Annotated in this window: 29 protein-coding genes and 1 tRNA gene; 19 read left to right on the forward strand and 11 right to left on the reverse strand. The window is 50.3% G+C overall.

Translation table 11 applies throughout. The features are described from left to right. Nucleotides 1-102 precede the first annotated feature (102 nt). From ACT3UM_RS06875 to ACT3UM_RS06955, 17 genes are all read left to right on the forward strand, one after another. A complete protein-coding gene (locus tag ACT3UM_RS06875) occupies nt 103-2,124 on the forward strand; it encodes a sensor domain-containing diguanylate cyclase (protein ID WP_498897317.1) in 2,022 nt (673 codons plus the stop codon). Between the two features lie 140 nt (nt 2,125-2,264). Next, nucleotides 2,265-3,212 (forward strand): AEC family transporter, encoded by a 948-nt coding sequence (locus ACT3UM_RS06880; protein ID WP_498897319.1) that lies wholly within the window; start codon nt 2,265-2,267, stop codon nt 3,210-3,212. A 77-nt stretch (nt 3,213-3,289) separates the two neighbouring features. Continuing rightward, nucleotides 3,290-3,366, forward strand: a tRNA-Arg gene (locus ACT3UM_RS06885). A 166-nt stretch (nt 3,367-3,532) separates the two neighbouring features. Then, nucleotides 3,533-4,729 (forward strand): tyrosine-type recombinase/integrase, encoded by a 1,197-nt coding sequence (locus ACT3UM_RS06890; RefSeq protein WP_498897321.1) that lies wholly within the window; start codon nt 3,533-3,535, stop codon nt 4,727-4,729. Continuing rightward, the gene (locus ACT3UM_RS06895; protein WP_498897323.1) at nt 4,726-5,523 is read left to right on the forward strand and encodes an isochorismatase family protein; all 798 of its coding nucleotides are present in this window, start codon (nt 4,726-4,728) and stop codon (nt 5,521-5,523) included. The genes ACT3UM_RS06890 and ACT3UM_RS06895 overlap by 4 nt, the downstream gene beginning before the upstream one ends. Nucleotides 5,524-6,088: 565 nt before the next feature. Beyond that, on the forward strand, nt 6,089-6,394 hold the full coding sequence (locus tag ACT3UM_RS06900; RefSeq protein WP_498897325.1) for a helix-turn-helix transcriptional regulator: 306 nt from the start codon (nt 6,089-6,091) through the stop codon (nt 6,392-6,394). After that, nucleotides 6,391-6,618, forward strand: a complete 228-nt coding sequence (locus ACT3UM_RS06905) for a hypothetical protein (RefSeq protein WP_498897327.1) — start codon at nt 6,391-6,393, stop codon at nt 6,616-6,618. Before ACT3UM_RS06900 ends, ACT3UM_RS06905 begins: the two co-directional genes overlap by 4 nt. Before the next feature lie 450 nt (nt 6,619-7,068). Then, entirely contained in the window at nt 7,069-7,308 is a 240-nt protein-coding gene (locus tag ACT3UM_RS06910; protein ID WP_287018602.1) for a hypothetical protein, read from the forward strand. After that, nucleotides 7,301-7,618 carry a hypothetical protein gene (locus ACT3UM_RS06915; RefSeq protein WP_498897329.1) on the forward strand — a complete coding sequence of 106 codons (318 nt, stop codon included), beginning with the start codon at nt 7,301-7,303 and terminating at the stop codon, nt 7,616-7,618. Before ACT3UM_RS06910 ends, ACT3UM_RS06915 begins: the two co-directional genes overlap by 8 nt. Continuing rightward, the gene (locus tag ACT3UM_RS06920; protein WP_498897331.1) at nt 7,611-8,603 is read left to right on the forward strand and encodes a toprim domain-containing protein; all 993 of its coding nucleotides are present in this window, start codon (nt 7,611-7,613) and stop codon (nt 8,601-8,603) included. The genes ACT3UM_RS06915 and ACT3UM_RS06920 overlap by 8 nt, the downstream gene beginning before the upstream one ends. Continuing rightward, on the forward strand, nt 8,596-10,389 hold the full coding sequence (locus ACT3UM_RS06925) for a DUF927 domain-containing protein (RefSeq protein WP_498897333.1): 1,794 nt from the start codon (nt 8,596-8,598) through the stop codon (nt 10,387-10,389). The genes ACT3UM_RS06920 and ACT3UM_RS06925 overlap by 8 nt, the downstream gene beginning before the upstream one ends. Nucleotides 10,390-10,824: 435 nt before the next feature. Next, entirely contained in the window at nt 10,825-11,739 is a 915-nt protein-coding gene (locus tag ACT3UM_RS06930; RefSeq protein ID WP_498897334.1) for a hypothetical protein, read from the forward strand. A gap of 854 nt (nt 11,740-12,593) precedes the next feature. Further along, nucleotides 12,594-13,451, forward strand: a complete 858-nt coding sequence (locus ACT3UM_RS06935; RefSeq protein WP_498897336.1) for a hypothetical protein — start codon at nt 12,594-12,596, stop codon at nt 13,449-13,451. Nucleotides 13,452-13,606: 155 nt separating this feature from the next. Next, complete coding sequence (locus ACT3UM_RS06940) at nt 13,607-14,785, forward strand: hypothetical protein (RefSeq protein ID WP_498897338.1); 1,179 nt, start codon at nt 13,607-13,609, stop codon at nt 14,783-14,785. Between the two features lie 87 nt (nt 14,786-14,872). Next, entirely contained in the window at nt 14,873-15,394 is a 522-nt protein-coding gene (locus ACT3UM_RS06945) for a YfbU family protein (protein WP_498897340.1), read from the forward strand. Then, nucleotides 15,385-15,873, forward strand: a complete 489-nt coding sequence (locus ACT3UM_RS06950) for a hypothetical protein (protein WP_498897342.1) — start codon at nt 15,385-15,387, stop codon at nt 15,871-15,873. The genes ACT3UM_RS06945 and ACT3UM_RS06950 overlap by 10 nt, the downstream gene beginning before the upstream one ends. An 87-nt stretch (nt 15,874-15,960) precedes the next feature. Next, nucleotides 15,961-16,923, forward strand: a complete 963-nt coding sequence (locus ACT3UM_RS06955; RefSeq protein WP_498897344.1) for a hypothetical protein — start codon at nt 15,961-15,963, stop codon at nt 16,921-16,923. A gap of 335 nt (nt 16,924-17,258) precedes the next feature. On the opposite strand, the gene ACT3UM_RS06960 is transcribed toward ACT3UM_RS06955, so the two are convergent. Next, nucleotides 17,259-17,621, reverse strand: a complete 363-nt coding sequence (locus tag ACT3UM_RS06960; RefSeq protein WP_498897346.1) for a helix-turn-helix domain-containing protein — start codon at nt 17,619-17,621, stop codon at nt 17,259-17,261. Next, nucleotides 17,618-17,914, reverse strand: a complete 297-nt coding sequence (locus ACT3UM_RS06965) for a type II toxin-antitoxin system HigB family toxin (protein ID WP_308337787.1) — start codon at nt 17,912-17,914, stop codon at nt 17,618-17,620. Before ACT3UM_RS06965 ends, ACT3UM_RS06960 begins: the two co-directional genes overlap by 4 nt. A gap of 172 nt (nt 17,915-18,086) precedes the next feature. Here ACT3UM_RS06965 and ACT3UM_RS06970 point away from each other — a divergent pair, with 172 nt between their 5' ends. After that, nucleotides 18,087-18,572, forward strand: coding sequence for a CreA family protein (locus ACT3UM_RS06970; protein WP_498897349.1), 486 nt, complete (start codon nt 18,087-18,089; stop codon nt 18,570-18,572). A 43-nt stretch (nt 18,573-18,615) separates the two neighbouring features. Here the strand turns inward: ACT3UM_RS06970 and ACT3UM_RS06975 are convergent, their stop codons facing one another. Then, nucleotides 18,616-19,188 carry a CAP domain-containing protein gene (locus tag ACT3UM_RS06975; protein WP_498897351.1) on the reverse strand — a complete coding sequence of 191 codons (573 nt, stop codon included), beginning with the start codon at nt 19,186-19,188 and terminating at the stop codon, nt 18,616-18,618. Next, nucleotides 19,169-19,657, reverse strand: coding sequence for a pyridoxamine 5'-phosphate oxidase family protein (locus ACT3UM_RS06980; protein WP_498897353.1), 489 nt, complete (start codon nt 19,655-19,657; stop codon nt 19,169-19,171). The genes ACT3UM_RS06975 and ACT3UM_RS06980 overlap by 20 nt, the downstream gene beginning before the upstream one ends. Nucleotides 19,658-19,874: 217 nt before the next feature. Between ACT3UM_RS06980 and ACT3UM_RS06985 the strand changes: the two genes are divergently transcribed. Next, a complete protein-coding gene (locus tag ACT3UM_RS06985; protein WP_498897355.1) occupies nt 19,875-20,129 on the forward strand; it encodes a DUF333 domain-containing protein in 255 nt (84 codons plus the stop codon). A gap of 48 nt (nt 20,130-20,177) precedes the next feature. Here the strand turns inward: ACT3UM_RS06985 and ACT3UM_RS06990 are convergent, their stop codons facing one another. The 7 genes from ACT3UM_RS06990 to ACT3UM_RS07020 all read right to left on the reverse strand — a co-directional run bounded on the left by ACT3UM_RS06990 (nt 20,178) and on the right by ACT3UM_RS07020 (nt 26,467). Next, a complete protein-coding gene (locus ACT3UM_RS06990) occupies nt 20,178-20,495 on the reverse strand; it encodes a hypothetical protein (protein WP_498897357.1) in 318 nt (105 codons plus the stop codon). Between the two features lie 102 nt (nt 20,496-20,597). Next, nucleotides 20,598-20,879: an amphi-Trp domain-containing protein gene (locus tag ACT3UM_RS06995; protein ID WP_498897359.1), complete on the reverse strand. Its 282-nt coding sequence runs from the start codon at nt 20,877-20,879 to the stop codon at nt 20,598-20,600. Beyond that, complete coding sequence (locus ACT3UM_RS07000) at nt 20,880-22,211, reverse strand: metallophosphoesterase (RefSeq protein ID WP_498897361.1); 1,332 nt, start codon at nt 22,209-22,211, stop codon at nt 20,880-20,882. Between the two features lie 27 nt (nt 22,212-22,238). Further along, complete coding sequence (locus tag ACT3UM_RS07005; RefSeq protein ID WP_144814461.1) at nt 22,239-22,931, reverse strand: histidine phosphatase family protein; 693 nt, start codon at nt 22,929-22,931, stop codon at nt 22,239-22,241. Then, nucleotides 22,931-24,040: an HprK-related kinase B gene (locus ACT3UM_RS07010; protein ID WP_498897363.1), complete on the reverse strand. Its 1,110-nt coding sequence runs from the start codon at nt 24,038-24,040 to the stop codon at nt 22,931-22,933. The genes ACT3UM_RS07005 and ACT3UM_RS07010 overlap by 1 nt, the downstream gene beginning before the upstream one ends. Continuing rightward, nucleotides 24,040-24,948: a GAK system ATP-grasp enzyme gene (locus ACT3UM_RS07015; RefSeq protein ID WP_498897365.1), complete on the reverse strand. Its 909-nt coding sequence runs from the start codon at nt 24,946-24,948 to the stop codon at nt 24,040-24,042. Before ACT3UM_RS07015 ends, ACT3UM_RS07010 begins: the two co-directional genes overlap by 1 nt. Next, entirely contained in the window at nt 24,941-26,467 is a 1,527-nt protein-coding gene (locus ACT3UM_RS07020; RefSeq protein ID WP_498897367.1) for an aminoglycoside phosphotransferase family protein, read from the reverse strand. The genes ACT3UM_RS07015 and ACT3UM_RS07020 overlap by 8 nt, the downstream gene beginning before the upstream one ends. Between the last annotated feature and the right edge of the window lie 68 nt (nt 26,468-26,535).

Here is a 26,535-nt window from a genome sequence, read left to right on the forward strand (position 1 = left end):
GGTAAATTAGTGTTTGAAGTGGCTTGAGCGATACACTCATCACCCCAACAACAGCAAATGGATACAAATGCTGCCGTTATTCTATAGATTCAGGGGCTCCTTGTGCGTCTGGCTGCCCTGCTAAAAAAAATGCATATTTCCCGCTCATTAAGAGGCCGGCTACTGCTGGGTCTTGCTGCTACTTGGTTTTTGGTCGTTACCCTGGTGCTGGGCATGTCCTGGCAGTTGGGTAAAACCATGGTGCAAGAAACCAATATGTCGCACCTGCGCTATGAAGCCACTCTGTTGGCTGATGAAGTCACCCAACAGGTTGAGCTGCGTTTCCAGGCATTGGAGCGTCTACGTGAAATGATTGGTACCACCGATGATGCGGCTTGGATCAGCTATCAGCTGCAGCAAAACGATAGTCTGCTGGCTTGGTTCGAGGGCATTGTCGTTGCTGATCGCGAGGGAATAATTGTGGCTGACTGGCCCGCCATTGTTGGCCGGGTAGGGCTCGAAACCTCACAGCTTGAGTACTTTCGCATGCTGCGCGGTACTCGCCGGCCCTATGTGAGCGAGCCATTTGAAGGACGAGCGAGCGGTATGCCGATTGTGTTGGTAAGTGTGCCGCGCTTCACCGAGCAGGGCGATTTCGATGGTTTTGTGGGGGGGATTCTTAGCCTGGATTCAGGGGGAATCTTCAGCCGTTTAGCCAAGGTGCGTTTGGGCGAGAACGGCTATGCGGGTATTGCCACTGCGTCAGGGAAAGTGTTGTATCACCCAGATCGCTCATTAATTAATGGCCCTGTTCCCGACAAGTCATTTAGTCCGTGGTTAGACCTTGCGCTGGATGGCTGGGAGGGGGATGCTTTAGGCAAGCTATTAAATGGCCAAATGGCGCTGCAGTCCTATGCCCAGGTATGGCCTGCTGAATGGGTGGTGGGGCTCTACTTGCCGGTTCATCAAGCGCAACTTCCGCTGGCTGGCTTTATTCAGAAGCTGTGGTGGCTGTGGGTACTGTTTGCGCTTTCCATGCTGCCCCTGTTGTGGTTGATACTAGGCCGAGTGCTTTCGCCCTTGAAGCATTTGGAAATGCAGATTGGCGAGGTGGGGCTGGGCTATCGGGAGAGTGTTAGCTTAGCGACGAATATGCAAGAGCTGCAGCAGGTGGCGCGCACCTTTAACCGCGTGGAAGATGAGCGGCAACTGTTGCTCGGTAATCTTCAAGAGCGCGAGGCGTTTTTAGACTCGGTGTTGAGCGCCGCACCGCAGGGTATGTTTGTCGCTAATATTAAGGGCAGCATTACTTATATGAATCCTGCACTATTAGAGATGCTGGGGGTTTCTGCTGACGCGCCGATGAAAACATGGCTGACTCAGATCCATGGTGACGATATCACTGGTGCCAAGGATATGTGGCTGCATAGCCTGCACACCGGCAGCGATTTTGTTCGTCAGTTGCGGTTTTTGCGCAGTGATGAAGAGCTGCTGTGGTTGGATGTTCATGCCCGCGTGGTTACGCTTTCCCAGGATGGGCATACCCTCGGTTTAGTGGGGGTCGTCAAAGATATTACTGAGCGTCGCGAACAGGAAGCTATTCAGCGTTGGGAAGCTGAACATGATCCGTTAACTGGTCTGTTGAATCGCCGCGGTTTTGAGCGTCGCTTGGAAGAAGCCTTTGCCGACTTCCAAAAAACCAGCACGCCATCAGCGCTTTTGCTGTTTGATTTGGATCACTTTAAGCCTATCAATGATGAAGGTGGTCACGCGTTAGGCGATGAAATGTTGCGCCGCATTTCACAGGTGGTCGCCTGGGAAGTTCGCCGCAGTGACCATGTGGCGCGCCAGGGAGGTGACGAGTTTGGGGTGCTGCTTCCCAGTTGTACATTGGCTCAGGCGAGAAGGATCGCAGAGTCATTACGTCAATCGGTCAGCGAAATCTCTGTTACCCATGAAGGCAAAGAGTACATGGTCACCTTGAGTATCGGAGTCACCACCTTTGATGAAGTTGACTCCTGCGTGGCCGATGTCTTGGCGCGGGCCGATGCCGGAAGTTATAAAGCCAAAGGGTTGGGCCGTGATGGTGTGGTGGTCAATATGCCCAATGATGGTGGGGTGGAACCCTTTGATCAGTTCACATAACGTCTGGTAAGCGTGTGTTCTGTTCTACACTCAGGGGCGCTTGCCAGTCGACAAACGTCGTTCGGCAGTACAGTATAAGTAGGTGCTAAATTTGTTGTTGGAAGCCAGTTTTTTAAATCAAAGCTGACCGAGATACTGTTGTGAACCTACTTGAACTGTTTGCCCGCACGCTTGATGTCACGCTGCCTGTCTTCGCGATGGTATTTGTTGGTCTGGGCCTTAAGCGCTTGAAATGGATTGATAGCGCCTTTGTCTCGACCGCTTCCGCACTGGTATTTAAAGCAACGCTCCCTACGCTGATCTTTCTTAGCTTGATTAAGGCCGACCTAAGCGTTGCGCTAGACGTTTCACTGATGGTGTTTTTTGCCGTGGCCACGTTGGGGCAGTTTTTATTGAGCTGGGTATGGGCGCGCTACCGTGTAGCGCATCAGGATCGCGGCATTTACGTTCAGGGGGCGTTTCGCGGCAACTGCGGGATAGTGGGGCTGGCGTTGGCGGCGGGAATGTACGGTAACTACGGGCTTTCTGCAGGTAGCCTGCTGCTGGGTGTGGTGATTGTAACGTATAACGCGCTTTCGGTTGTCGCGTTGGCCTTCTACCAACCGGGCCAGTCCACCGATTGGCGCAGCCTGCTTAAGCATGTCGCCAAAAATCCGCTGATTATTTCTGTGTTTGCGGCGTTACCCTTTACGGCACTGTCGATTCCGCTACCCAGTTGGGTGATTACCTCTGGGGACTATTTTGCCTCGTTAACACTGCCGCTGGCGCTGATTTGTATTGGCGCGACGCTCTCCGTTTCGAGCATGCGCGACAGTAGTCAGGTGGCTCTCGGCGCTAGCTTGATGAAGATGGTCACGCTCCCGATACTCTCTACGGTGGCGGCTTGGCTAGTGGGGTTTTCAGGCGAGCATTTGGGCCTGCTGTTCCTGTTCTTCGCCAGCCCCACGGCCGCCGCCAGCTTTGTAATGGTGAAAGCGATAGGCGGCAATGTGGCCCTGGCAGCCAATATCATCGCCATCACCACGTTGATGGCGAGCATTACCGTTACGCTGGGCATCTTCGCGCTGCGCTTACTCGGCTGGATATAGCACTGAATAGCGCAACGCGGTTGGCCCTAGCTAAGTCGACGCGTTATACTACGCGCCCGCAAGTTAAGACCACGTTTGTCCCTGTAGCTCAGTAGGATAGAGCAGCCGCCTCCTAAGCGGCAGGTCGCAGGTTCGACTCCTGCCAGGGACGCCAACGGCCATTCTTGAGAAGGCCTGAGAAAGCCTAAAAAAGAGTACAATACTCTGAAATACATGGTTTTTTAGCTCCTCAACGTTCCTCGCTGTTCCTTCCAAATCCCGCTGCTAAGTGGTATACATTCCGGTATATGCCTCCATTCGGAAATACTCGGTATACCTCCATGGCGCTAACTATCCGACAAATAAACGCAACTAAGCCTGGCACGAAAATTATTACCCTCTCAGATGGCATGGGATTAGAACTTAGGATCTCAACCAATGGCAGTCGTGGCTGGCGTTTGCGCTACACACGTCCCAATGGCAAACGCAACATGATCAGCCTTGGTAAGTACCCTGAAGTGAGCCTTGCAGAAGCAAGGGAGAAGCGGACGGATATCAGACGTCTAATATCCCAAGGCATTGATCCTGTAGAGCAAAAGCAGAGCGATAAACGCCAACGACAGTACGCAGCAGAAAACACGTTTGAAGTGCTGGCAATGGAGTGGCACGCCGCCATGGTGCCGCGCTGGAAAGAGACTTCTAAGCGTGCCAATGACAGCAGGCGTGTGTTGGAAATGTATGTGTTCCCCAAGGTAGGTAAACGGCCGATAGAAAGCATTCTGCCCCTAGAGTGGCTAGAAATACTGCGCACGCTAGAAGACTTAGGGAAATTCGAGCAAAGACGCCGCCTGCACGCCTTTTGCCGCGATATCTATCGCTTTGCCATCATCACAGGCAGAGCCACTTACAACCCCCTTACCGATCTCAACACAGCGCTTAAGCCCTACAAAAGAGGCAGCTTCCACCATATCCCTCAAAGCGAGCTACCGCAGCTTGTACGAGATATAGAGGCGTACGATAAAAGCCCCATGGTACGCATTGGTTTAAAGCTACTGCTACATACAGCGGTGCGCCCTGGTGAGCTTCGCAAGGCAGAGTGGGATGAGTTCGACCTAGATTCAGCGGTTTGGAAGGTTCCCGCTGAGCGAATGAAGATGGGAAGGGCGCACCAAGTGCCTCTACCTACTCAAGCAGTGGAAGAGTTGCGCTATCTGCACAAGTTAACAGGCCCCTTCAAACTGCTTTTCCCAGGTCGAAACGATCCACGCAAGCCTATTTCAGATGCTGCCTTTGGCATGGCCTTAAAGCGCATGGGCTATGAAGGGCGGCACGTACCCCACGGCACCCGCCATGTGGTGGCCACCGGCTTAAAAGAGCTGGGCTACCCCAGGGAATGGATAGAGCTACAGCTATCGCACAAGCTGCCAGGGATCGAAGGCGTTTACACCCATGCCCAGCACATGGCATCGGATCAGCGGCCCGCCATGATGCAGTTTTGGGCGGATTACTTAGAGAAAATTGGAACGAGGTTAGAATGAGGCTCAAAATCCCTGTTCATTGCCCAAGCTGTGACACTGAGACAAGGATCCGCTCAAGTCGGAAAATGACGAATGGTTACTATGTCACTTACCGAGAGTGTAAGAATAAGGCTTGTGGCGCGCGCTTTAAATTTGACGAAACGTTCTCTGACTTCACTGACGATGAGCATCTCAAGAGTTTCAGCCTTGATAGTTTAGAAATAAGCCAATGCGCGCTGATAATTATTGATCAGCAAGATGCAAACGCATATTTCTCTTACACTCAAAAGCGCAATAACCCTAAAGCAGAATTACATATGCTTAGGTTGCTTAATGCTTGGAGAGAGCATTCCCTTACCGTCATCCACGTGCGTCATATATCAAAGAATTCAGATTCGCCTTTCTCTCCAGGTTGTCCAGGCTCTAATTTTCAACCGGACTTCGAGCCATTACCCAATGAGCACATTGTTGATAAAAGCATACCCGATGCTTTTTTGAGTACCGAGTTAGAGTCTTGGTTGAGGAAGCGCGGTATAGAGCAGTTGGTTATCTGTGGCGCGACTAGTGATCAATCAATTGAGGGAACGGTAAGAACGGCGGGTAATTTGGGGTTTACTGTTTGGGTGCCTGATGATGCTTGTTATACGTTCTCAAAGTATGGCTATGATAGTTCGCATATTCCGGCAGAATTTGCACATTTCATTGCCATGACAAACCTTCACCAAGGGCAATCGACCGTCGTAGACACTTCCATGGTGCTCATGGCGATTGAGGAGGGTGTAAGCGTCGGTGGGAAAGGCGCAGTTCGTCACTAACGTCAGCCTTGAAATCAGTCAACACGCGAAAGAGTGAGACTTCTTGTTGTAGGATTCGGCATTTCATACAACAGCGCATACAGTTGGTTAACGTTTAATAGCTTTATTGTAAGTGATTGATTTTTTATATAATAATTTTTATGCCGTGTATTTTTGCTGTTGGTTAGCTGCCAGAATCACTTGATATCGCTTCGATATCGAAGCAATAGCAGCGTGTCAACCTTCCTTGATGACTTTTTGTTGTATATCCGTACAGTTCTTACAACAGCGCTTTCTGGTAGTCCTCCTCGTTCCTCGTCAAGCTAGTGGTGTCTCAAGCGTAAGGCTTGCAACGTCACCACTAGCTGAAGGAACCCACCTTATGGCTCATCAAAAACTAACCTCTCCTTTGTCATCCAAAGTTGCTTTGGATACCCGGCTAGCTGCCCAGAATCGTTCGCGTGCCATTCCGTTGTGCGGGAATCGTGGCACAACGCGCATCGATGGCGCGTCATTTCGATAACCGTCAAGCTTCATAGGGCCACTAGGGCACTTGCCTGGAATGACACAGCGAGGACACAAATCAATGCCTGAACTCACCACTCACACACCGCCATTCAGAACGGTGAACAAGATCCAGCTAGGTAATCGCCTGCTGCGTCGCAAGGAGGTCGAGCAGAAAACCGGCAAAAGCCGTTCTGCCATCTATGACGGTATTCGCCAGGGCACTTTCCCAGCCCCGGTGCCGATTGGCGGCAAAAGCGTTGCTTGGCTAGAGGAGGAGGTGGATAGCTGGATTGCTAACTGCTTGGAAGAACGTAAACGCCAGCGCCTAGAAGGCATTCCCGCAACACTACGCATGACCACACACCAGCAGGAGCGCCACGTATGAGCCAATTTGAATTCACCATTAACGGTACCACGCTAACGCTCACCGCTGATGATGTGGTCAAGCTTGAGGCTGCCATGGTAGACGCTGCTAAATCACCTAATCGAAAGGCATTCCGTAAAGGCTCGACCGGCGAAATCAGCGCTAAATGGTTAGATGGCCAGCACGATGGCTTGGAGCGCTTCAACCGTCACCAGCCATCCGCCGAGATCCTTACCGACTGCTAACCCCCTAAACCCTACCAAATAGGCATAACGCTGCTGGGCCAAGCCCAGCGGGTATGGGGAAGTTTTGCCCAAAGAACGCAAAAAAGACCCCAGAGCGGGGAGCACTGGGGCCAAGCGAAGTTACATCAAAGGGAAGACATGAAGCCTATCAAATTGTGCGTAATTTGCTGCCTCAAAAGCTTGCGAGGAACACTGGGGAATGCTTATCATGGTGATGCTGTAGCAAAATCTACAGCCGGGCGTGAGAACCCGAGTTCACAAAGGCGCTACAGCGCCCCTACCATTGCAGGCGCTTTTTTCATGCCTGTAGTGCGTTGTTATGGCGGCTGTGCGTGGGCACGCTTCGGCGTGGCCGGTTTCCTTTGTGACCGGTTTCTCACCCTGCGTACAGTCGCCTCCAATCGCGTGAGAACGGTTGTTGGTGACTCCAAACACAAAGGAGTCTTACCCATGGCCAATCAAAGCCAAGGTGCGTACACGCACACCCAAATTTCCCCCTCGCATATCGCTACCGCGCTAATCGGTGCAAAGCTGATTGCCTACCGTGTGAACCGTAAGCCTGAGCAGCTTCAACAGCTGTTAGGTATGGCACGCATGGCCACCGCGCTAAACGCCCTCTCTTATCAAGAACACGATCAATTACTTATCGAGCTTGAGCGCCTGTGCGTCGAGGAGGTGGGTAATGCTTAATTCACCCATCACCCCACGCCTTGAAGATGCGGTTTGCCTGACAGAGGCCGAGTGCTTATTGATCGACCCACGCGCCGACCACGAAGCCCTGTTTGAACAGTGCGAAACCCGCTTGGAAGCGGCTAGTAATCTGATGATGTCGCTCAGCACGCTAGATGCGCCCGGCGCTTGTGCAGATGCCCGTGATTTAGCTCACGTAGCCTTGTCTTGCCGCCTACTGTTAGCCGATTCGCTTGATTTGCTTATGGCCGCCCGCTTAGTCGCAAAACGCCAACAAGCGCCTGCCAGGAAGGGAGGCGCTCATGGCTAAGACGACCGTTCAAAAAATCCAGCAAGTGGCTATTGCCGCACTTAATGACGCTGAAACGCTAGTGGCTGAATGGCTGCCAGATGGTGCGCGCCAGGGCTGCGAATGGGTAGCACGCAACACGGCCCGCGACGACCAGGGGAAAGGCTCGTTTGGTGTATCACTGACCAGCGGCAAGTGGAACGATTTTGCTGATCCAGACGCCCACGGCGGCGACCTTGTGTCGCTGCTTAGCTACCTACGTGGCTGTCGGCAGGTAGACGCCGCCATGATGATCGATCAGCGGTTGGGGCTGGGTATTTTTCATCGTAACGGTGAGGCGCAAGCCTCACCCTCCATTGCAATTACCCCCACCAAAAACCAGCTACGCCAGCAGGCGGAAGCGCAACGCCTAGCGGCCCAACAAAAAGCCGCCCAACTGGCCAAGCAGCTTTGGCTCAATGGCCAGCCTGCTTGCCCTGGCCATACGTACTTGGTGAGCAAAGGGATTAGCCCTTACCGGCTGCGCCAAACACCCAAAGGCCAGCTAATGGTGCCGCTTTATGCGGATGGTGAGCTGGTCAATGTGCAACTGATCGATGCCCAAGGTAATAAGCGGTTTTTGAAAGGCGGGCAGGTGCTGGGCGCTTACTCACCGCTTGGCCGGGTAATGCCTGGAAAGACCCTTTATGTCTGTGAAGGCTGGGCCACCGGGGCCACGATTCACGCCCACACCCGGGAGCCAGTGGCGTGTGCCATGCACGCGGGCAATTTAGAGCCGGTGGCGCGTGGCCTATGTGAGCGCTATGGCCACCTTGAAATGGTCATCGCTGGCGACGATGACCGCGCCACCCCTGGAAACCCTGGCCGTACTGCCGCCAATGCCGCCGCGTTAGCGGTGGGGGCACTGGTGCTGTTCCCGGCTTGGCCGAAAGAAGCCCCGCATATCCTGACCGATTTTAACGACTTGGCGTGCTGGTACCGCCAACAAGGGGGCCACCATGAGTGAGAAAAAACGCGAGCAGCAAAGCCACCTTGCGCTTGTTGGCCAACCCACTGCGCCGGAGATCGACACCTTAGAGCGCCCAAGCTACGCCGTTTACGAAGGGCAAACCCTGGTGGATGGGAAGCTGTTCCGAGCGGGCACATGGTTTCACGGTATTAAGCAGGGTCAAGGCGATGATATTGGCCAACCGTTTGACCTATGGATCTGTGCGCCGCTGCATGTGGATGCTGAAACGCTAAACAGCGATGACGGCAGCGTAGGCCGCTTACTGCGCTTCAAGCACCGGGGCAAGGTCATTGAATACGTCATGCCCATGGAAGCACTGGCCGGAAAGGGAGAGGAGATATTAAAAGCCCTTTTCCGCCAGGGCTTAAAAGTGGAGTACCACCAGCGCCGCTATGTGCCCGCTTATATCGCCAGTCACCACGACTTAAACCGTGTGCTGGCCACCACGACGAAACCGGGCTGGCACGATGCAAGCGGGGCGTTTGTACTCCCCAGCAAAATCCTAGGCGGGAAAGACGTGCGCTTTCAGGATAGCGGCAAGGGTGCCCACCTATTTTCTGAACGGGGCACGCTGGAAAGCTGGCAAAGCGAACTGGCGCACTACTGCCAGGGAAACCCGGTGCTGATCCTGTCTGTTTGCTGCGCACTGGCGGGGCCACTGCTTTCAAAAGTGGGTGTAAACGGCGGTGGCGTGCATTTGGTGGGTGACTCCTCAAGCGGTAAGTCACTGGCTCAGGCTATCGCCGCCTCAGTGTGGGGCGACCCCAGCCGTTTTGCGGCTTCTTGGGATATGTCGCGGGGCGGTATCGAGATCGAAGCATCGTCACGCAATGACACGGTGCTGATTTTGGACGAGATCAAACGCGCCGATCCCAAGCGGGTACAAGAAATGGCCTACGCCATCGCTAACGGCACCGGTAAAGGCACCATGACCCGCGAGCGGGAAGGGCGGCCCAAGTTGTATTGGCGTGTTTTGGCGCTTTCCAGTGGGGAGCGGTCACTTTCTGAACATGCGGCCATTTCAGGTAATGCCGCCCACGCCGGGGCTGAGCTGCGCATGGTGGACGTAAACGCGGGCACCCGCACCTATCGCGCCTTTGATGACGTTCACGGCATGAATGGCGCCGCATTCCATAGGAAGCTGACAACAGCGACCGCGCACCACTACGGCATGGTGGGGCCTGCGTTTGTGGAGCGCCTGATTAAAGAGACGGATCCCGACGTTTTCTATCAGCGCTTTGCCGAGGTGCGTGATGGTTTTCAAGCGGAAGGGCCACAAGCGGGCAGGGTAGCGGATCGTTTCGCCATTATCGCGCTGGCGGGGGAGATAGCCATTGATTACGGGCTTTTACCCTGGAAGGCCGACGATGCTGCAAGTGCCTGCCGCCAACTGTTTGAGGAGTGGTTGCTTACGGTAGGTGACGGTAACGCCGAAGACCGTCAAATACTTAGCGCGCTATCTGATTTTATCGCTATGCATGGTGATAGCCGCTTTTCTGACATTGGCGCACAGCTACCCAACTCCAATATCAAGCACCGTGCCGGTTATTACGAGATTGAGGAGGGCAAACGCCTTTACCTATTCAACCGCGCTTCACTGACCGAGGCCGCCTCAGGCTATGGCCGAGAGCGTGTGATACGCACCCTGGAAACCTATGGCGTGTTGGCCAAGGTGGATAACGGACGCAGCCAGAAAAACTACCGCCTGCCAGGAGGAGGGAGCACTCGCTTTTTCGTCATTGATCCCGACAAGCTGGACGCCGAAAGGCAGGGGGCAAGATGAAAAACCTAAATACGCGTGAACCTATTTTCTATGGCAACAGTGGCAACAAGGCAACGGCCAGTAACCACGCGGGTTTCAGCGTTGCCTTAGTAATAAGAGAGGTGGCAACAATGGCAACACATATCTTTATATACCTATGTAGTTGTGTGTCTGTTGCCATTTCAAAAAACCTTGGCAACAGTGTTGCCACTAAAAAATATATTAAAATCAGTGGATTAGCCTCTGTTGCCTTGTTGCCACGATTTTTGCGACCTAGAGGGTGGAAACACACAGGTGAACGTATTTTGTTCGTATTGCGAACAATCTCAAGCAGCCTAACGCATTCGACCCCTTTCCCTTCCTGGCAGGCGTTTTTCACCCAGCTAAACATTTCCCGTTGGTGGGGTATTGACTCCACCGTTTCACCCGCGCACCTATGCCAACAGTGAGGACAACATGACCCAGCAGTCACCAGAAACCACCCCAGCCGCTAAACCGGAGAGTCAAAACATGGAAGCAGCCAACATGCGTTATTTTAAAGCCCCCGACATTGTTGCTACCGGGGTCACAGAGGCAGAACTAACAGCGCAGGTGGATAGGGAGAGAGCCACTTACTTAATACGCCGTGAGAAGCTCGAAGATGTGACTAATGAGCTAACAAAATTACGGAAAACGCTGAGTGCGCTAGGCCAGCAAGAGAAAGGAGTGGATACCGAATGGCGGCAAGAGTTCGTTAAAGGCTTTGGCAAGCAGAGCAAGGCAGTACGTGACAAGCTCAAGCAAAAGGGGCAGTGGGCCTCAGAGGCTAGCCAGATCAAGGAAATGATAGCGCTGCTGGAACCGCAAGCGGAATGGCTCAAAATGCAGACCCACGCTGCGCGCCTCTCGCTAAGAAGAACCGCACGTCGCCTTGATGATCTTTCATCGCATAATCAGCTATTGAACAGCCTGAGAGAAATGAGTGAAAGCGATAGCATGGCAAGCCTTAGCGCCGCTGTGCCGCAACTTTTGGAGCGTATCGAGGTGGCCACTTATAACGATACAAGTTTCATGATTGGACTAGGTATTGATGTTGCTATCCAGCCAGGGAAAAGCATTACGCCACACATGACGAATGATGATCACAGGCAAGCCTCCCGTGAGATCCGCCTGCGCCAGTACGCAGCACTGGGTGAGCTGTTGTTTAGTTTCATGCCTGATGCTGGCGATAAGGAGGGCATGCCTACGACCCAGCTACCGCCGCGCCTTGAGTGTGAGGCCGCACAGGGGGAATACGAATCAAGCTTGGGCTTTGCCCGCCGTATTAAAGAGCTTGAGCGGCAAATGGAGTATGTACCTAGCCTAGACGATTTGGACAGCGCCCAAGCCTAACCCCAGCTATTCGCCAGCGTATGGCCAACGCCCCGCCTTTGTGCGGGGCGTTGTCGTGTTAGGCATGAGAGGGAAGGTGGAAGGGTAGTCAGCCTTGTGCGAGCGCCTATAGGGCCTCATGCGGCGATGTTGCCAACCAACCAGCCCCACACCGGCCGCGACCCACGCCGCGCCATCGTCACCCCGCCCCGCCCGCGCGCTAAATGTAGTGGTTTTTATGCACCCCTGCGCTCGCCGCCAAGCCGCGCCACTGCTGGGCTGGCTGGTCAAAAATGGGTGCATGAAAATTATGCGAATTCATGCGGGGTTATGCAGTTTAAACGGGAAAGATAAAGAGCAATATGCTAAAGCCAGACCACCGGCTGGCCGATTGCTGAATAAGGCACTCCTTCTAAGGCCGGGCCATACCGAGACGTTCCAGTGAGAGGTAGCACAAAGTGGGCTAAAGTATCAGATGATAGGGTTGTACAGACGTATGGAAATGATGAATACTGCTTAAATATAATGAAGTAAAGGTGTAGTGGTTGATGGTGGACTAATTAGTTTGTAACTAATGCTTTGCGAATCACAAGCCATTATTGAAGATGACGAATGGCAATATTAGTACTTTATTACGGAAGAACCTAGATCTCCCGGTTCAGCGTCAATTGCGAACTATTGCATTGAATGTTCGAGTCAGCGGTCAAGCTAAAGAAGCCTTATAGGCATGTAGTTGAATTAAAATTATTTTTTTAATTTTAATAGGCTTGTAAAAATTATGTATGACGATTTTCTAGAGCAAGTATGTCGACTCGTTCATTCAACCACAGCCTTATCAGACTAATAACTATTAGCCAAACAATAAGTTGAGAGCAATGAATACAGAAAAAACAAAAAAACTAAGTGATCTTTACTCTTCTATTGTTGAGCTAGAAGGTTACTTAGCGAAGGTTTCTTACAAATTTACCCCTGAAGAAGAATTTTTAAAAATAAGATCAGTCGAAGATCTGCAGCAGGTGTATTGGAGCGAGGTCATTCAAAGACTACATGTGTGCGGGGCAACCAGCCTTCTAAGGTTAAAGAAATGGTACGAAGCTATAGATTGCGCTTATAAAAGTAAAAATTATTATGGTTTTTGCGCCTCCTTAAGAGGCCTTCTGGAAGCTTGTTCAGATTCTTTTTATTCTATCGGAAAAGTGATAATTCCTATTTCTGAAAATTTTTCTCATATAAAGAAAGCTATAGATGGTGAAGCAAAAAAATTAGTGCTAGCAACAGAGGTCGAAAATGAGCTTATTCATTACATTTATGGCAGAAAACTCTCACCATCAGAAAGGGAATCATTCGAAGACAGCCATAAAGCTAAGCAGGTAAGGCAGTACTTGGATTCAATCCAAAGTGAACAGCTAAACGATTTGTATTCTGAATTATGTCAAGTATCTCATCCATCGTTGATGTCATTTATTCCTTTTATGCTGGAAACGCCGGATCAAGGTCTATTGTTGCATAATGAGTTTATAGATGAAGAGCTTAATATAAATTTGCTTGAGCGACACAGATCAACCATTTACGAGACAACCCTATTTGCTTTAGGGCCTGCGCTATGTAGTTTGAAATTGGTTAATTTATTGTCTGGCTCATTATTGGAAATATTGCATACAGATGAGCGCGCTTTTAAAAACCTTAGTGAATATGGCTTGTGGGTTAAGTTAGAGGCGATGATCAATGGTTAATGATACACTGTTGTCAAAAACTTTCTGTGCTCCACATTCAAATTTACAACAGAGCTCTGCGTTAGCTTTAAGTAGCAAGGATAAAATCTTCGATGAATATTAATATGTCTCTAGTGTGTAACGATTGCAATACGATTACAAATTGTAGAGTCGGCATGTCTAATAGAAGGATTCAGCCTTTACGCTTTGTTTGTGAAGAGTGCCTTTCTCCGATAGATATTAATGTGATTTTAGGAAAAGGAATAGAAGTTGTAGGTGCAAGTCAAATAGCAACAGATGTACCTTTTGATTCAAATACTCCATTCGTTGATTTACATTTGGATTTCCCTGTTTCATTTGATGAGTATGTAATGGGAATGACCCCCTATTTGATGGCATCTCAAAGGTGCGGTCATGAAAATATGCAAATCCACGAACTTCGTGTAAACACTATGAATGAGATTTCCGAAAGATCTCAAGAAGTTAAAAAAATTATTAAGCTTTACAGAAGTGATAAAGAAAAACTATATAGAAAAAGAGTTCTATCTTTTTTTAAGTCTGGCAATGACTGTAAAAAGAAAATTGATCAGAACTACATGTTATATCACTTACTTGAAAGATGTTTTTTTCCTTTCAATGAGCCAACAAAGAATTTAGAAACTGTTGAGGGTTATACTCAGAAAATAATATGGCTTGCTGAAAATAAAAGAACGAAATTTGAAAAGCTACTTGTGGAGTTAGTAGATTCCGGTTTTTTGAAAAATTTACAAGACGATTGCTTGCAGATCTATCCTAAGGTTTTAGATTTTGAACTTATATTAAGACCAGCCTTGTTCCTGGATTTTGACAATACATATGAAAAATCAAGAGTGGCATATAGAGTGTCTTCGCATGATTTTGATGAAATAAAAGATCTATATAAAGATGTTTCTGAAGTGCTGTCTCGACAACTTGTTTTGATAGCAGCAGTTAATAATTTAGAAAAAAGAGATGATCATAATTGTTTTTATCCATTTTCAAAAAAGAAAGTGCCAGCTTCATTAAATGAATATGCTGATGTAGCATTTGGGCAAAAGCTTGAGTTTTTAGATGAACCGTGGCATACGATTTCTAAAGAGGTAGCTGACAATCATTTGCGAAATTCAATTGCACACTTCAAAGCAGAATATGATGATGTAAGTCAAAAATTAATATACTTTCCGAAACGTGAGGGTATGAAGCAGGAAAAATCTGAAGAAATGTATTTTTTAGATTTTAGTAGGAAAATATTATTATCCTATAGAGAAATGCATAAATTGAATCATTTGATCAAGTGCCTTTTTGTTTTCTATTTTTTGTATATTAAACCAGAGTGAAAATGACAATCGCATATTTTTAAGCTATTTTACAATGCACTCCAAACCGTCCGAAAATGCAGATGTTGAATTAATAAAGAGGTGAGAATGGACTTGTCAAAACTTGAACGTATAAATCTTATTAACCAGTTCCTGATCCTTGAAAAATTGTATCCGGAGGAGGCGGAGTATTATTCAAGACACAGAAAAGCTCTAGAAGAAGGGTATGTACTGCACTACAAATGGATTTTTGAGCATTTGCATCCAGAAATGACCGAAGCTGAATGCAAGGAGGTTCTGGATGTACTAGAAATGTATCGTGCATTCACTTGGGCATATTTTGATGCATATGATACAAAACAAGTAGATGACCATAAATACCGGTTCCCAGGCTTTGATGGTAATGAAGAGTCGGAACAATTGGCGTACGCGAGCTATTTTATCGTAGATCTTGGTCGATACAACGAACTTAATTACGATAAAGAATTTCCTTCATTTAATAGTCATTGCCCAATGATGCCAAAATACAAAGCGATGCTGGAAGAGTGGAATAAAATTGGTAAACCAAACAATATGAAACTCAGTCTTTCCAAAGTGGATGAATTGTTGGAAGTGGAAAGATGGGATTAATAGAGATCATAGGGCTCGTTGGTTCGATATTTTCAATAGCAGGCGCCATTTATGCTGGCTATGAAGCGAAGCAGGCTAAGGGGTACTCTAATAAATCAGAAGAAATTAAAGAAGAGCTAATGAGTTTTAGAAAAACATCTGAGTTGGCTGAGCTGAAGCCTATTTTAATCGCGGCCCGTGATGCGATGGATAAGTATTGTACTAACTCCGCAGAATCGCTTGCAGGTGTGAACAAAGTTGAAGATGCAAAATTAATTCAGAAAGTTATTAATACGCTCTCAGAGTTCGGTGAACATTTTAAACTTGAGACTATTGCTACATTTAATAATAATGTTGATAGAGAACTGCAAGAATTTGTTGATGCAGATGATTTGTTAGTGACAAAAATAAACGGTAAAAATATTCATCGAGAAATATCAAATTTGTATGGCTTGTTAGCTGGGAAGCTTAAAGAGCAGCAATTGAAATTGTTTAAATAATTTAACAAACTTCAGTGCACTAGCTGTTTTTCCGTTACACCCTATATTGTCCGGTGTTTCGCATGTACACCCAATGGAGTTCGTCAGATGAGCGATTTTGGATTGAAAGAAGCGATTGATGAACACATGCCATTTATCGACGAATATCTTAAGAATTTAAATGTTCCTATATTTGATCGATTTATGCGCGCTGCGTATTTGTTTGTTGATATTGCAGTTATTGATTCAACCTTTGAAAGCAAGAAGGAGCTTTTAAAAAGTAAAGCTTTTTTTGAAGGCTTAATACCTTTATTTAATGACTGGTACCATGATAAATATGGAGAGTTGGCTAAGAATCCGAGTGAGAAAACTTACTCGGGAATTATTGCCCCATATGGCCATCCTGTTTTAATTAAAATACCAGCAACTACAAGTAAAGTAGAAATTCCATATGAAACAGCATGGCTGACTTTCCCTGACTGCCTAAGCGAGGATGAATCTATTATAGGTATGGCTCAGACAAATATTGATTTAGATAAGCTATCCTTAGATGAGATGGATAAATTGTCAGAAGAGTTTAGCGAAGTGGTTTCTTTGACTCGGAAAATTAACCTTAATATCAATTCGGCACATGGTCTTGATAAAAATGCAGCCAACATGGCTCAGGGAATATGGGGGCATATTGAAAAATCTATTACTGATATTTTGTCATTTAAGTCTTCTCAAGCATCAATTGGCTGCTGGGAACTACATTTAGCAATTGAAAAAACCTTAAAGGTTTATTTGAAACAAGCCCTTGGCGTACGTAGAACTGGGCATGACCTAATTAAGTTGAGTAACGAAGTTAATAACCATGATGAGAGTTTGGATTTTTCTGTAATACAGTCGCTTCCCAGTGATAAGGACGCCATTAACATGAGGTATGCTGAACTTGTCAAAAACGTAAATGCGGCGGTTGATTATTACAAAAAAGCATTGCGTTTAATTGAGGAGGTCACAAGTAAGTACGAGAAAAAGTATTCCCTCAATAATGCATCTTTGCTGCTGAAAGTAGCACCATGGGCAAAATGAGGAATAACAAGGTACTACTGGCTGACAATTTTCTGCTGCGTTCCACGCTTGCAACATAGATTTGACTGCATTAGTGCCATCTTAATTTCAGATTTCGGCCTAAGCAATCAGTGTATGTCAAAAATTTAACCAACACGCTTGATGGGCAACTGTTAGAAGTTTGTAGATCAAGGTGCTGGTATACAGAGAGGTATATTGTATTTTTTGTTATTTGATTAAATATTTTAAAATCAATACTTTGTGATTGATTGTAGACTCCTGCCAGGGACGCCAATCACTCCCTTTGGTTGCCCACTAGTCTTAAACCATGGTGTTATGAATGCGGGGCTGAATAATTAAGCGGCCTGACTCATCAAGCTCTCATAAGGGATTCGCAGCCCCTCATGCAGGTTCTTGATCATGCGAAGGCTGAGTTTTCGCTTACGGTTCAGCACCTCTGAAACTCGTCCGCTAGAGCCGATGTATGCTTCAAGATCGCGCGGCGTTAGCCCCTGCTGCTCCATGCGGAATTTGATCGCCTCAATAGGATCAGACGGCCCGATGGGAAAGTGTTTGTCCTCGTACTTCTCTATGAGGATTGAGAGCACTTCGATCTCGTCCGCTTCAGGAGTGCCTGGCTCAGCAGCCCAAAGCTCCTCAAGACGAGCAAATGCGCGCTCAAGATCGGCATCGTTATGGATAGGTTGAATGTTCATCATATTGTCTCCGCATCGACTTGATCGTACTGGGCGTGGGTGCCAACGAAACGAACCCAGGCAATTTGCTGCTCATACCGAATGGAGAGTATGACGCGGTACTTGTTGCCACCGATATTGAAAACAACACGGCCGCCTTTAAGGATGCTGGCGGTTCTAATATCGGCCTTCAACTGTTGTGGCGTTTCCCAGGATGCTCTGAGCATCATGTTGTACCACTCGGTCAATGGGGTCTTGGCGTCGTCATAGCCCTGCTCCCAAAACTCTTTCAGAGTGCGCTTTGCTATGACACTCATGCTTTCTCCCGTTTTGGGAGATTGTGGTTGCTCCCGTTTTGGGAGTAAAGCCTGAGCTCAATTAGCTTTTTCCTCCACCTTCATTTTTCCGTCCATTCCCCAACAACTACGCGCATCAGGTATCCTCTCTGCATGCCTATCCCCCGGCTAACTAATCCCAAGGAAGTTGCCCATGTTGCTGCCTAAACGCGCTGCCTTTACATCGCTCATTGCCATGTTTGCGCTACAGCCACCCACGCTATTCGCCCAGGATGCCCACATTGGCAGCGTGCGTACCGAGTTCAAGCTGCTTGGCCCGAACAATACCATTGAAGTGGAGCGCTTCGATGACCCGAAGGTTCAGGGTATCTCCTGTTATCTCTCTTACTCACAGATTGGCGGGATCTCCGGTGCGGTGGGGTTGGCTGAGGAAGCCAGTGAGGCGAGCGTGGCGTGTCGGCAGACAGGGGAGATTGTCTTCGACCCTGCGGAAGTAGAGGAGCAAGAGGTGATTTTTACTCAACGCCGCTCGGCGCTTTTCAAGAATATGCGCGTGGTTCGCATGCATGATGCGGAAACCCAGACCTTTGTGTACCTGACCTACAGCACCAAGCTGGTCGATGGCTCGCCTAAAAATGCGATTACGGCCGTTAACTATGGTGGCATTAGGGGGAGATAGGTGAGGGCGAAATAGGGGAGTGACCTGTCATCGACTTGTGCGCTTAACGAGGCTTGCCGAGTGTTTGCGTCCAGTAGATTGAATAGCGCGACTCTGAATCGTCGGCTGTCGCCATGCCCATCTCGGTAAAGGCGTCATTCATTATGTTGCGGCAGTGGCCGGGGCTTTCTAGCCAGCCTTCAACTGCGGCGGAAACAGTGGTGTGGCCAGCGGCGATATTTTCTCCCACGGCTTGCCATGTGTAATCCTGATTGCCCACCCGCTGCTCGATACCTGCACCCTCCGGGCCGGTATGGCTAAAGTAGTCATTCTCGGCCATATCTTTGGAGTGGCTTTCGGCCGCTGCTTCAAGCTTAAAGCTCCATGTTAACGGTTCTGCGGCCTCAAACTGTTGGTCACCGCATTGGCGTGCTTGGCTACGCGCTTCGTTGACTTGAGACAGCATTGCCTGCTGCTGATCGTTGGGCTCGCATTCACCCTGATGGGTAGCATCATCACTCTGAGGCTGATCACTGGCCCATAAGGTGGATAAACCCATGAGCATGATAATGATCAGGCTGAAAAGCGCCCCGGCAGCGGGGCGCTTGGGTAGGAAGTTACCCACCGAACTTTTCATTCTCACCAAGATCCGGGGTGGCATCCTTCTTGAGGTTGGCTTTGGCGATTTCGTAAAGCTGGAACGTCTTGCTCTCTTTGGCTTTCCAGTGCTCGCCCATCTCAACTTTAATTTCCAACAGGGCGACGTCTGGGTCGTCTTTACCTTCCGGGAACCAGGCGGCGATGAAGGGGTTCCAGTATTTCTCGATCAGTTCGCGGTTATCGGTCAGGTTGGCTTTACCCGATAGCGAAACGTAGACGCCATCTTCCTGATCGGAGAAACTAAGGCACACATCGTGGTCGCTTTTGGTTTCAAACACCTTTTCGGCACTGGGGCGGGTGAAGAACCACAGGGTGCCGTCGTACTCATCTTGCACCAGATGCATGGGGCGCGCTCGGGGTGTGTCGTTATCCAACGTCACGAGCATGCCCACTTTGATATCTTTGATCATCTTCCAGATCTTTTGCTTATGTTCCGGGCTGGACATAGCTTCACTCTCCATATGAATTCGGTACTAAAATAGTCATAGACAATGCTTGTACATCGAAGATGACTAGCTACAGCCTAGCTACCATTTTCGACATCAGCAAACGCTCTATTAAATAATCATACCTCTCGCCAGGTAACATCCTGCTTGATGTGCCCGCGGTTACTCACCAAAATCAAAGTGACGCTGAACTGTATGCGCAGGGAGGGAGGTTCCAATGCTAACAAGATCTATATACCGCTACGGTGCAATAACAGTGCTACTCATGCTCGGCGGCTGTGCCTCGGGCGGGGGAGGCCCGGATTCTGACAATCAGATGACGCAATACGCGGCTGAATACTGTAGGAGCATCGGCGGGGAGAATGAAATTCGCGAAAGCAGCTTAGGCACTGGCCGCTATTGCCGCTTGCCTGATGGCCGGGTTGAAAATGAGTGGCAGCTTTATCGTAAAGAGCGCCTTGATAATGACTAGTCGTCACCTTTTATCGCACTTGGGCCAGTCATTCCTAGTCCAAGGGGATTAGCTGTTCTTGGTTGTATGGCTTTTTTTAAGGCCAACCATAACCGCTAGCAGCCCGCATGCCAGTGCTGGCAGCAGCACATCAAGCACTGAGTCTAACGTCCAGGCACGCCAGACGCCTTCAAACATACCGACCGGTAGCGTTTCCCCCCACGCCCATCCACGTTGAATGCCTAGCCGGTATTCGTGCTGTGCGATCTCGCGCCCGAGCAGTATTGCCACTGGAATAACGCCGGCCACGTGAGCAGAAACAAACGTCAGTAGTGAGAGTTGAATAAGCAAAGCGATAATGACGTGCTCTAAATGTGTAACGTCCATTTCCATGCTCCTACCGCCTTTCCTGAGCCGAAAGGGCTCTGGCGCGAACATGGGCATCATACTCCCATATTCATGGTGGTAGGGCAGGGGCGTCTGTGGCGCCTAGCGTTTACCCGCTTTGGTTTTAATTTTGGGGGGCGTATCGGAAAGTTCTTTCTCTTTGGTGCGCCACTTAATCTTTATTTCCACCTCTTGCTTATCGCCTTCATCGCTGGCGCGTAGGGAGACTTGCAGCAGTTGCTGGGGTGTCAGCACTAGCTCGCCTTCGCTCTCCTGGAAGGCCAGCTCGCCTTTATTGATCGCATTTGCCAGGGTGATCAACAGGTCCTGGGTTGCCTGACGATCCAGCAGCGAGTCGTGACTGAATTTAGTTTTGGACTTCATTTAGTGGGCTCCTACCCGTTTCCTTTTGAGGCTGGGTTTGAACACTTTTATCTGAGGGTAGTCACAGCTCAGGCCGATCACCCCGCGTTTTTTGTCGATTAACGTTACCCCCACACCACAGCCGTCGAGCCCCTCATTTTTACGCGAGTGAGCGTCCAAGGTGATATCGGCTTCGATATGGATAAGGCCGTTTTTAAGCGTCACCCGCTGGCCAAAGTGTTGGTTGATATGGCCGTGAACCAGCACCTGAATGCCTGCCTGTCGGGCAACGTAAGCGCCGCGGGGCGTAAGGGGCAGGTCAGCTTTACGGTATTTCGTTCTAAAGGTGTTGGCCAAAGAGCCGTAATAAAAACTGAACAGATTCTGGTTCATCAGGTTTTGTTTGAAGGCGCGGTTGGCATACTTGACGCCGTGATTGGCGAGTAGTTCGGCCATATGGTCATCAAGGCCTGCATGCAGAAACAGAAAGGAACCGCGCTTTTTGACCAGCCGCATGCGGCGGAAAAACCAGCTAAATTCCCCCGACTTTTTGAGAAACAGCGAACGACACTTCATGGCGGCGGCGTAGACCTGGGAGAGCGACAGGCCGTTTTTTGCACAGTGCGCTTCAAAGTTCTGGGCCTTGGTCGTCATCTTGCTAATTTCACGCGCTATGCCTTCATCAGTCAGAAACCCGGCGGCATAGAAGGGGAAGTTCTCGAACCAGTCACTGCCTGGAAACAGCGCCTGTCGGCACGCCTCTTCCGACGGTAACCCTTTGTCCCACTGGGTATCGGCCAGGTATTGATCGAAGACCTCTTTGAACAGCGGTATCACCTTTTTACCCATGCGTACAAAGAGATGCTGGCTACCGGCGTCAGTGTCGCGTTCCAGGGAAAGCAGCCCCATCAGCAGGCGTAGGTCATGGTTGCCGGCCAGCAGGGTGACCTTGGCGTTAAGGCGGTATAAGTGGGCCAGGCTGCGCAGCATCATCAGATTACTGGGGCCTTTATCCAGACAGTCGCCGCCTACAACGATGTCGGCTTTTTTACCGAATTTTGTCAGCGCATACTCACATAGGTGGGCACCGTCACGCTCGATCACCCCGGCAGCAATTAGGGATGCCTCAAAGGCTTCGGCATCCGCATGGGGGTCTGAAATAAACACCACCGGTTTTTTGGGCCAGGTGAAGCCCTTTTTCTGAGCACGCTTAACAAAGGTGCTTAGCGCTTCGTCGTGATTGACCGAGGTGGCATCATCGGGCCAGGGCGCCCACTCCGTTGGCAGGCGAGCCAAGATGGCGTTGTGATAGGGGTGGTCGTTAACTTGCGGAATAACATTGGACGCTGTCATGGAAGCCATCTTATAGGTCGCTATCGTTTAATCGAGTGGGTCTGCCGACTGGCGCTGTTTCCAGTTGCCGTATAGTCGGCTCCAGCCTTGGTGATGTCGCTCGAAAACGACCGGATGACCATGAAACATACTTAACCGTTTAATATCGCTGAAGGGGATGACATCTAAATGATAGCTCGCATGGCGAATGGAGGCGCCGTGGCCCACGACCAATTGCAGTTGTTTCGCTGCTTCAAGCCCTGACGATGGTGCTAACAGGGCTTGTAAATGGGCAGCGACCCGTTCACCAGCTTCTAACAGGGACTCCGCGCCATCGAAGGGCAGTTTAAACTCGCTGGCCGATTTCCAGCCCGCTGGCAGTGGTTCAAGGCGGGGGTCAAGGGCAACGATGCGTTCTATTTCCTGAACACTAAGGTTGGCTAGCGCCCCAACGCTGCGTTCACATAGGGCTGAGGAACTGCGCAAGCGGGGTGGCTCAGCAAACAGTGGTGTGAGCTCTTCGCGGTATATGTCGGCCGTTTGCCAGGCTCTTAACAGCGTCGAGCAGTGAATCTCGGCATTAAGTTGATAGCCTGAAGTCGCTAGCCACTCACCGAATTGCCGCGCTTGCTCTCGAACGTCTTGCGCACCCTTTTCAGTGAGGGGGTAGGGCTGCAGGGCACTGGGCGTATTCGCCAACTGTGCATACGCCCCGTGGCGAATCAGTGCCAGCGCCGCCATCAGAGAATGCCTCTGTCGTTGAAAAGTTCGATTGCCCGTGCAAAGTCGATGGCGCCGGTGAGGCGCAGTACGTCAACGCCCGCTAGGTATTCGGCATAGGCCTGGGCAGATTGGGCTTGTTCGGCGGGGAAATGGCCATCCGCGCGCTGAAAAAACGGCCCTGGGCTTTTGCGTAAGCCCTCCAGGGCCTCAGGTGTGGTGGCGATATCCACGCTGCTCAGCGCGGTGGGGGCCGTTGAGTCTAATGCCCAGTCCAGCAGAACCAGGTGTTTAAGCGTGCCGGATAGGGCGGTTTTGTCTGCGCCGTAGGCGTTGGGAATCAGTACATCGTACTTCTGCTCAATATCCCATAGCTGGCTGCTGGGCATGTGCTCAAAACGGGCACGCTCATGGGCAGGCAGTATGTCGATCAAGCGCGGGGAGTGGATCAGCGTGCCCGGATTAACCCGGGGGTGTTTGGCGACCCCGAGAATGTTTATCTGGCCGTTGTCGGGTTTAAACAGAACCCGGTCATTGGAGAGAAAGCGCGCCTGTGCGGTTTCCAGCGCTTTCAGCATCAGCGTCGATTTACCGCCACCGGAACTGGCGGCAATGGCCGTAACGTTGCCATCAATATCGAAAGCCGAGGCGTGGCCGAGCAGGTAACCGCCGCGTTGATGATGATTAAGAAACTGGTTGTTAATAAAGTTGATGACTTGTGAGTGATGCTTGTTTAACTCGCCCACCGCGACCGGCGCCGTTAATGACTGGAACAGCACCATGCCCGTGCGTACTTTATGAATCCAGCGCCCTTGGGGCGTATCCACGTAGGCCTCTTTCAGGCCTAGCGCGCTGGTTTTGGCCCGCTTGACCGCTGTCCACTCGCGGCCGCTGGTATCCACCTGCTGATCCAGTAGCCATACCGGTAGTTCTGGCTGGTCAATGGTATGGACTTCTTTCGGGAGTAAACCTGACGCCGTTAAACCAGCATAGTAAACCTCCAGATGGTTAAGAATGGCCGGTTGGTCGGCCAGTACGCGCACCGTTAAGCCATTGAACGTCAGCGGTAGCGCATAGCGACAGGCGGCCTTGGCCTGAATGATTTGCTGGTTGTCAAAAAGGTTGATCATTAGCCTGCCTCTGCTGTCGCTGCCTCTAATTGGCTCAGCACATAGTCACCCAGCTGTTCGGCGGCATCGATACCACAGCCTTTTTTTGCGCCGCTAAACCCGCCAAAGGCGGAAACCTCAAACACCACGGGGCCTTCATCGGTCAAGGCAATGTCTACAGTGGTAAAGCTTAGATCGAAGCATGCCTGGGCTTTGCGGCCCAGCTCAATCAACTCAGGGCTGGCATCAAAGGGTTGATATTTGCCCCCGCTGTGTATCGTTGTGTTCCAGGCTTTGCCATCGCTAACACGGGCATAGGTACACAGGTACTCGCCACCTAGAAATACCATGCCTAAATCCTGTCCGCCCAGGTTCACGAACTGCTGAAGGTAAAACAGGCCGTGCTTAGCCTTAAATTTATCCAGCTTTTGGGTGTTGGCTTTTACACCGTCTGCTGCTTGTAGCACCATCATGCCGCGGGCTTTGGTTGAGTAGAGCGGTTTTAGGATCGCCTTGCCGAACGCGTGGATAGCCGCCAGCGCTGCATCAGTGCTCTCGGTAACTCGCGTTGCGGGCAGCGGGACGCCGCCTGCTGCCAGGGCGGCGGTGCCCTCAAGGCGATTAATCAAACGGCTTACCTGGTGTGGGCTGCTAAAACAGCGCACGCCATCCGCTTCGAGGCTGCTGAGCATACGGAGTCGGTCGTCTGCGGCAGGGGAGTAGGTTTCGCTTATTTTTTTGATGATCACGCCGTCAAGGGCGTTGAGCAGGGTGTCCTGATAGCGCAACTGGCCGCTTTCAAGTTCCAGCACGACGTCTGCCATATCGACGACGCAGCGGTAGCCGGTGCGCTGCTCTAAATGATTCGCCAATACTTCGGTTGACCATTTATCAGGTATCCCGATGACCGCAATCCGCTTATTAATCACTAAAAATGTCCTCTAGGGGAAGCCGGTACTTCTCAATGTTTGCAGGGTTTAGAAGCGTTACGGCTTCTAGCAGGTAGCTCGCTCTAAGGGCGAGTCTGGTGGCAAAAGGCTTGTCATAAATAAAGCGCGTGGAGGTGGCAAAAGAGCGACCTAAAGCGATCGCCAGCCGGGCGTCAAAGTTTGTATCGTTATTCTCCTTGGCAAACCGGCGAGCAAACTGATAGAGCTGCCCGATTAATGCCATTAATTCGGCTCTAGGGCCAGCATCCATAATGGGCAGCCGATAAATCGAGGCCATCAGTACGGAGAGATCCTGCACATAATCAGAGTAGGAGGCGCGGTGCAGGTCAATAAAATAGATGCGATTTTTGAGGTCGTCGTAGATGAGGTTATCGACGTTAAAGTCGCCGTGGATCAGCACGGAAAATGGCGCTCTAAGCTGGCCCTCAAGGGGCTCAACCCTATCGATCAGCTGATCAAAACTGGGGCGGGGCAGTCCACAGATAGTCTGGCGCTCATTAAACAGTGTAGGGTGCGTTTGGCGGGTTTCCGGCATGCGTTTACGCAGCTGCTGCATATACTCGGCCAGGGCGGGTTCTGGGGTGCGCGAGCTCTTCCAGATTTTTCTCAACGTACGCTGGAGTGTGCGCATAAGTTGCTTAGCGGATTTCCACTGGCCGTTTAACAGCAGTGATTCGAGGGTTCGGCCAGGGAGGTGTTCGATGACCATCGAACCCAGCTCGCCCCCTTGCTCCACGTTGTGCGAGAGCACCGTGGGCGCCACCTTAGGGTAGACCCGCTTCCATTGATCGACCCCGTACAGCTCTTCAATGACTTTCTGACTTTCACCCTCTTTGTAGACGGCCATCATGTTGCCGGAGGCGGCGTGCTCGGCTTTCAGTGTGGCGATGGTGCTGCCGCTGCGGGTAAGCGCCAGCCGTTCAACGGTAAATTCTTCGCTTTGGGCGGTCATCGCATGGGCGGCGTTTTGCAGCTGCTTGTAGTTCTGTAAGCGTACGGCGGGGCCAAAGTTGGCGGCGAGTAGCGCGTCGGCGAGTTCTGAGAGCAGGTGGATCATGCGGTGAAGCTGAAAATCCACCACGGCGCTGTTTTTGGCGCCTGCATTGTCAGGGGCGAAAGCCGTCGTTAAACGGTGGGTTATTTTGGGTATCCGACGGCCTATTTTAAGGCCTTGGCGAATGTTTGCGTCATCGACGTTAATGATCACCAGCTTCAATGATTTGCCTACCAGCCGAATCAGCTTGGCGTACTCTTTTCGTGACTTATCGGGAAGCTGTTTTAGCGCTTTGATCGCGGTGAACTCAAGGCAGGCTTGGCCAAGCTGGTCAAGCAACCGGGCTAAGCGCTCAAGGGATTTGGATTGTTGAAAACCCTGTCCATCGACTTTGCGTCGCTGCACATCCATGGCGACGGCAAGCTCGACTTTCTCCAGCAGTGTGCTTCTATAGCCTTTGCGATTGATGAGGCGCTGCGCGAGCGGTTCACTAGGCTGGGTCACATAAACTTCAACTAACTCGAAGTGATTTTCAACTTCGAATCGTAGAAAATAGAAATGCTCCAAAATCG

Origin of the sequence: Halomonas sp. AOP13-D3-9 (assembly GCF_052379125.1) — a bacterium.
In the GTDB taxonomy this organism is placed as follows: domain Bacteria; phylum Pseudomonadota; class Gammaproteobacteria; order Pseudomonadales; family Halomonadaceae; genus Vreelandella.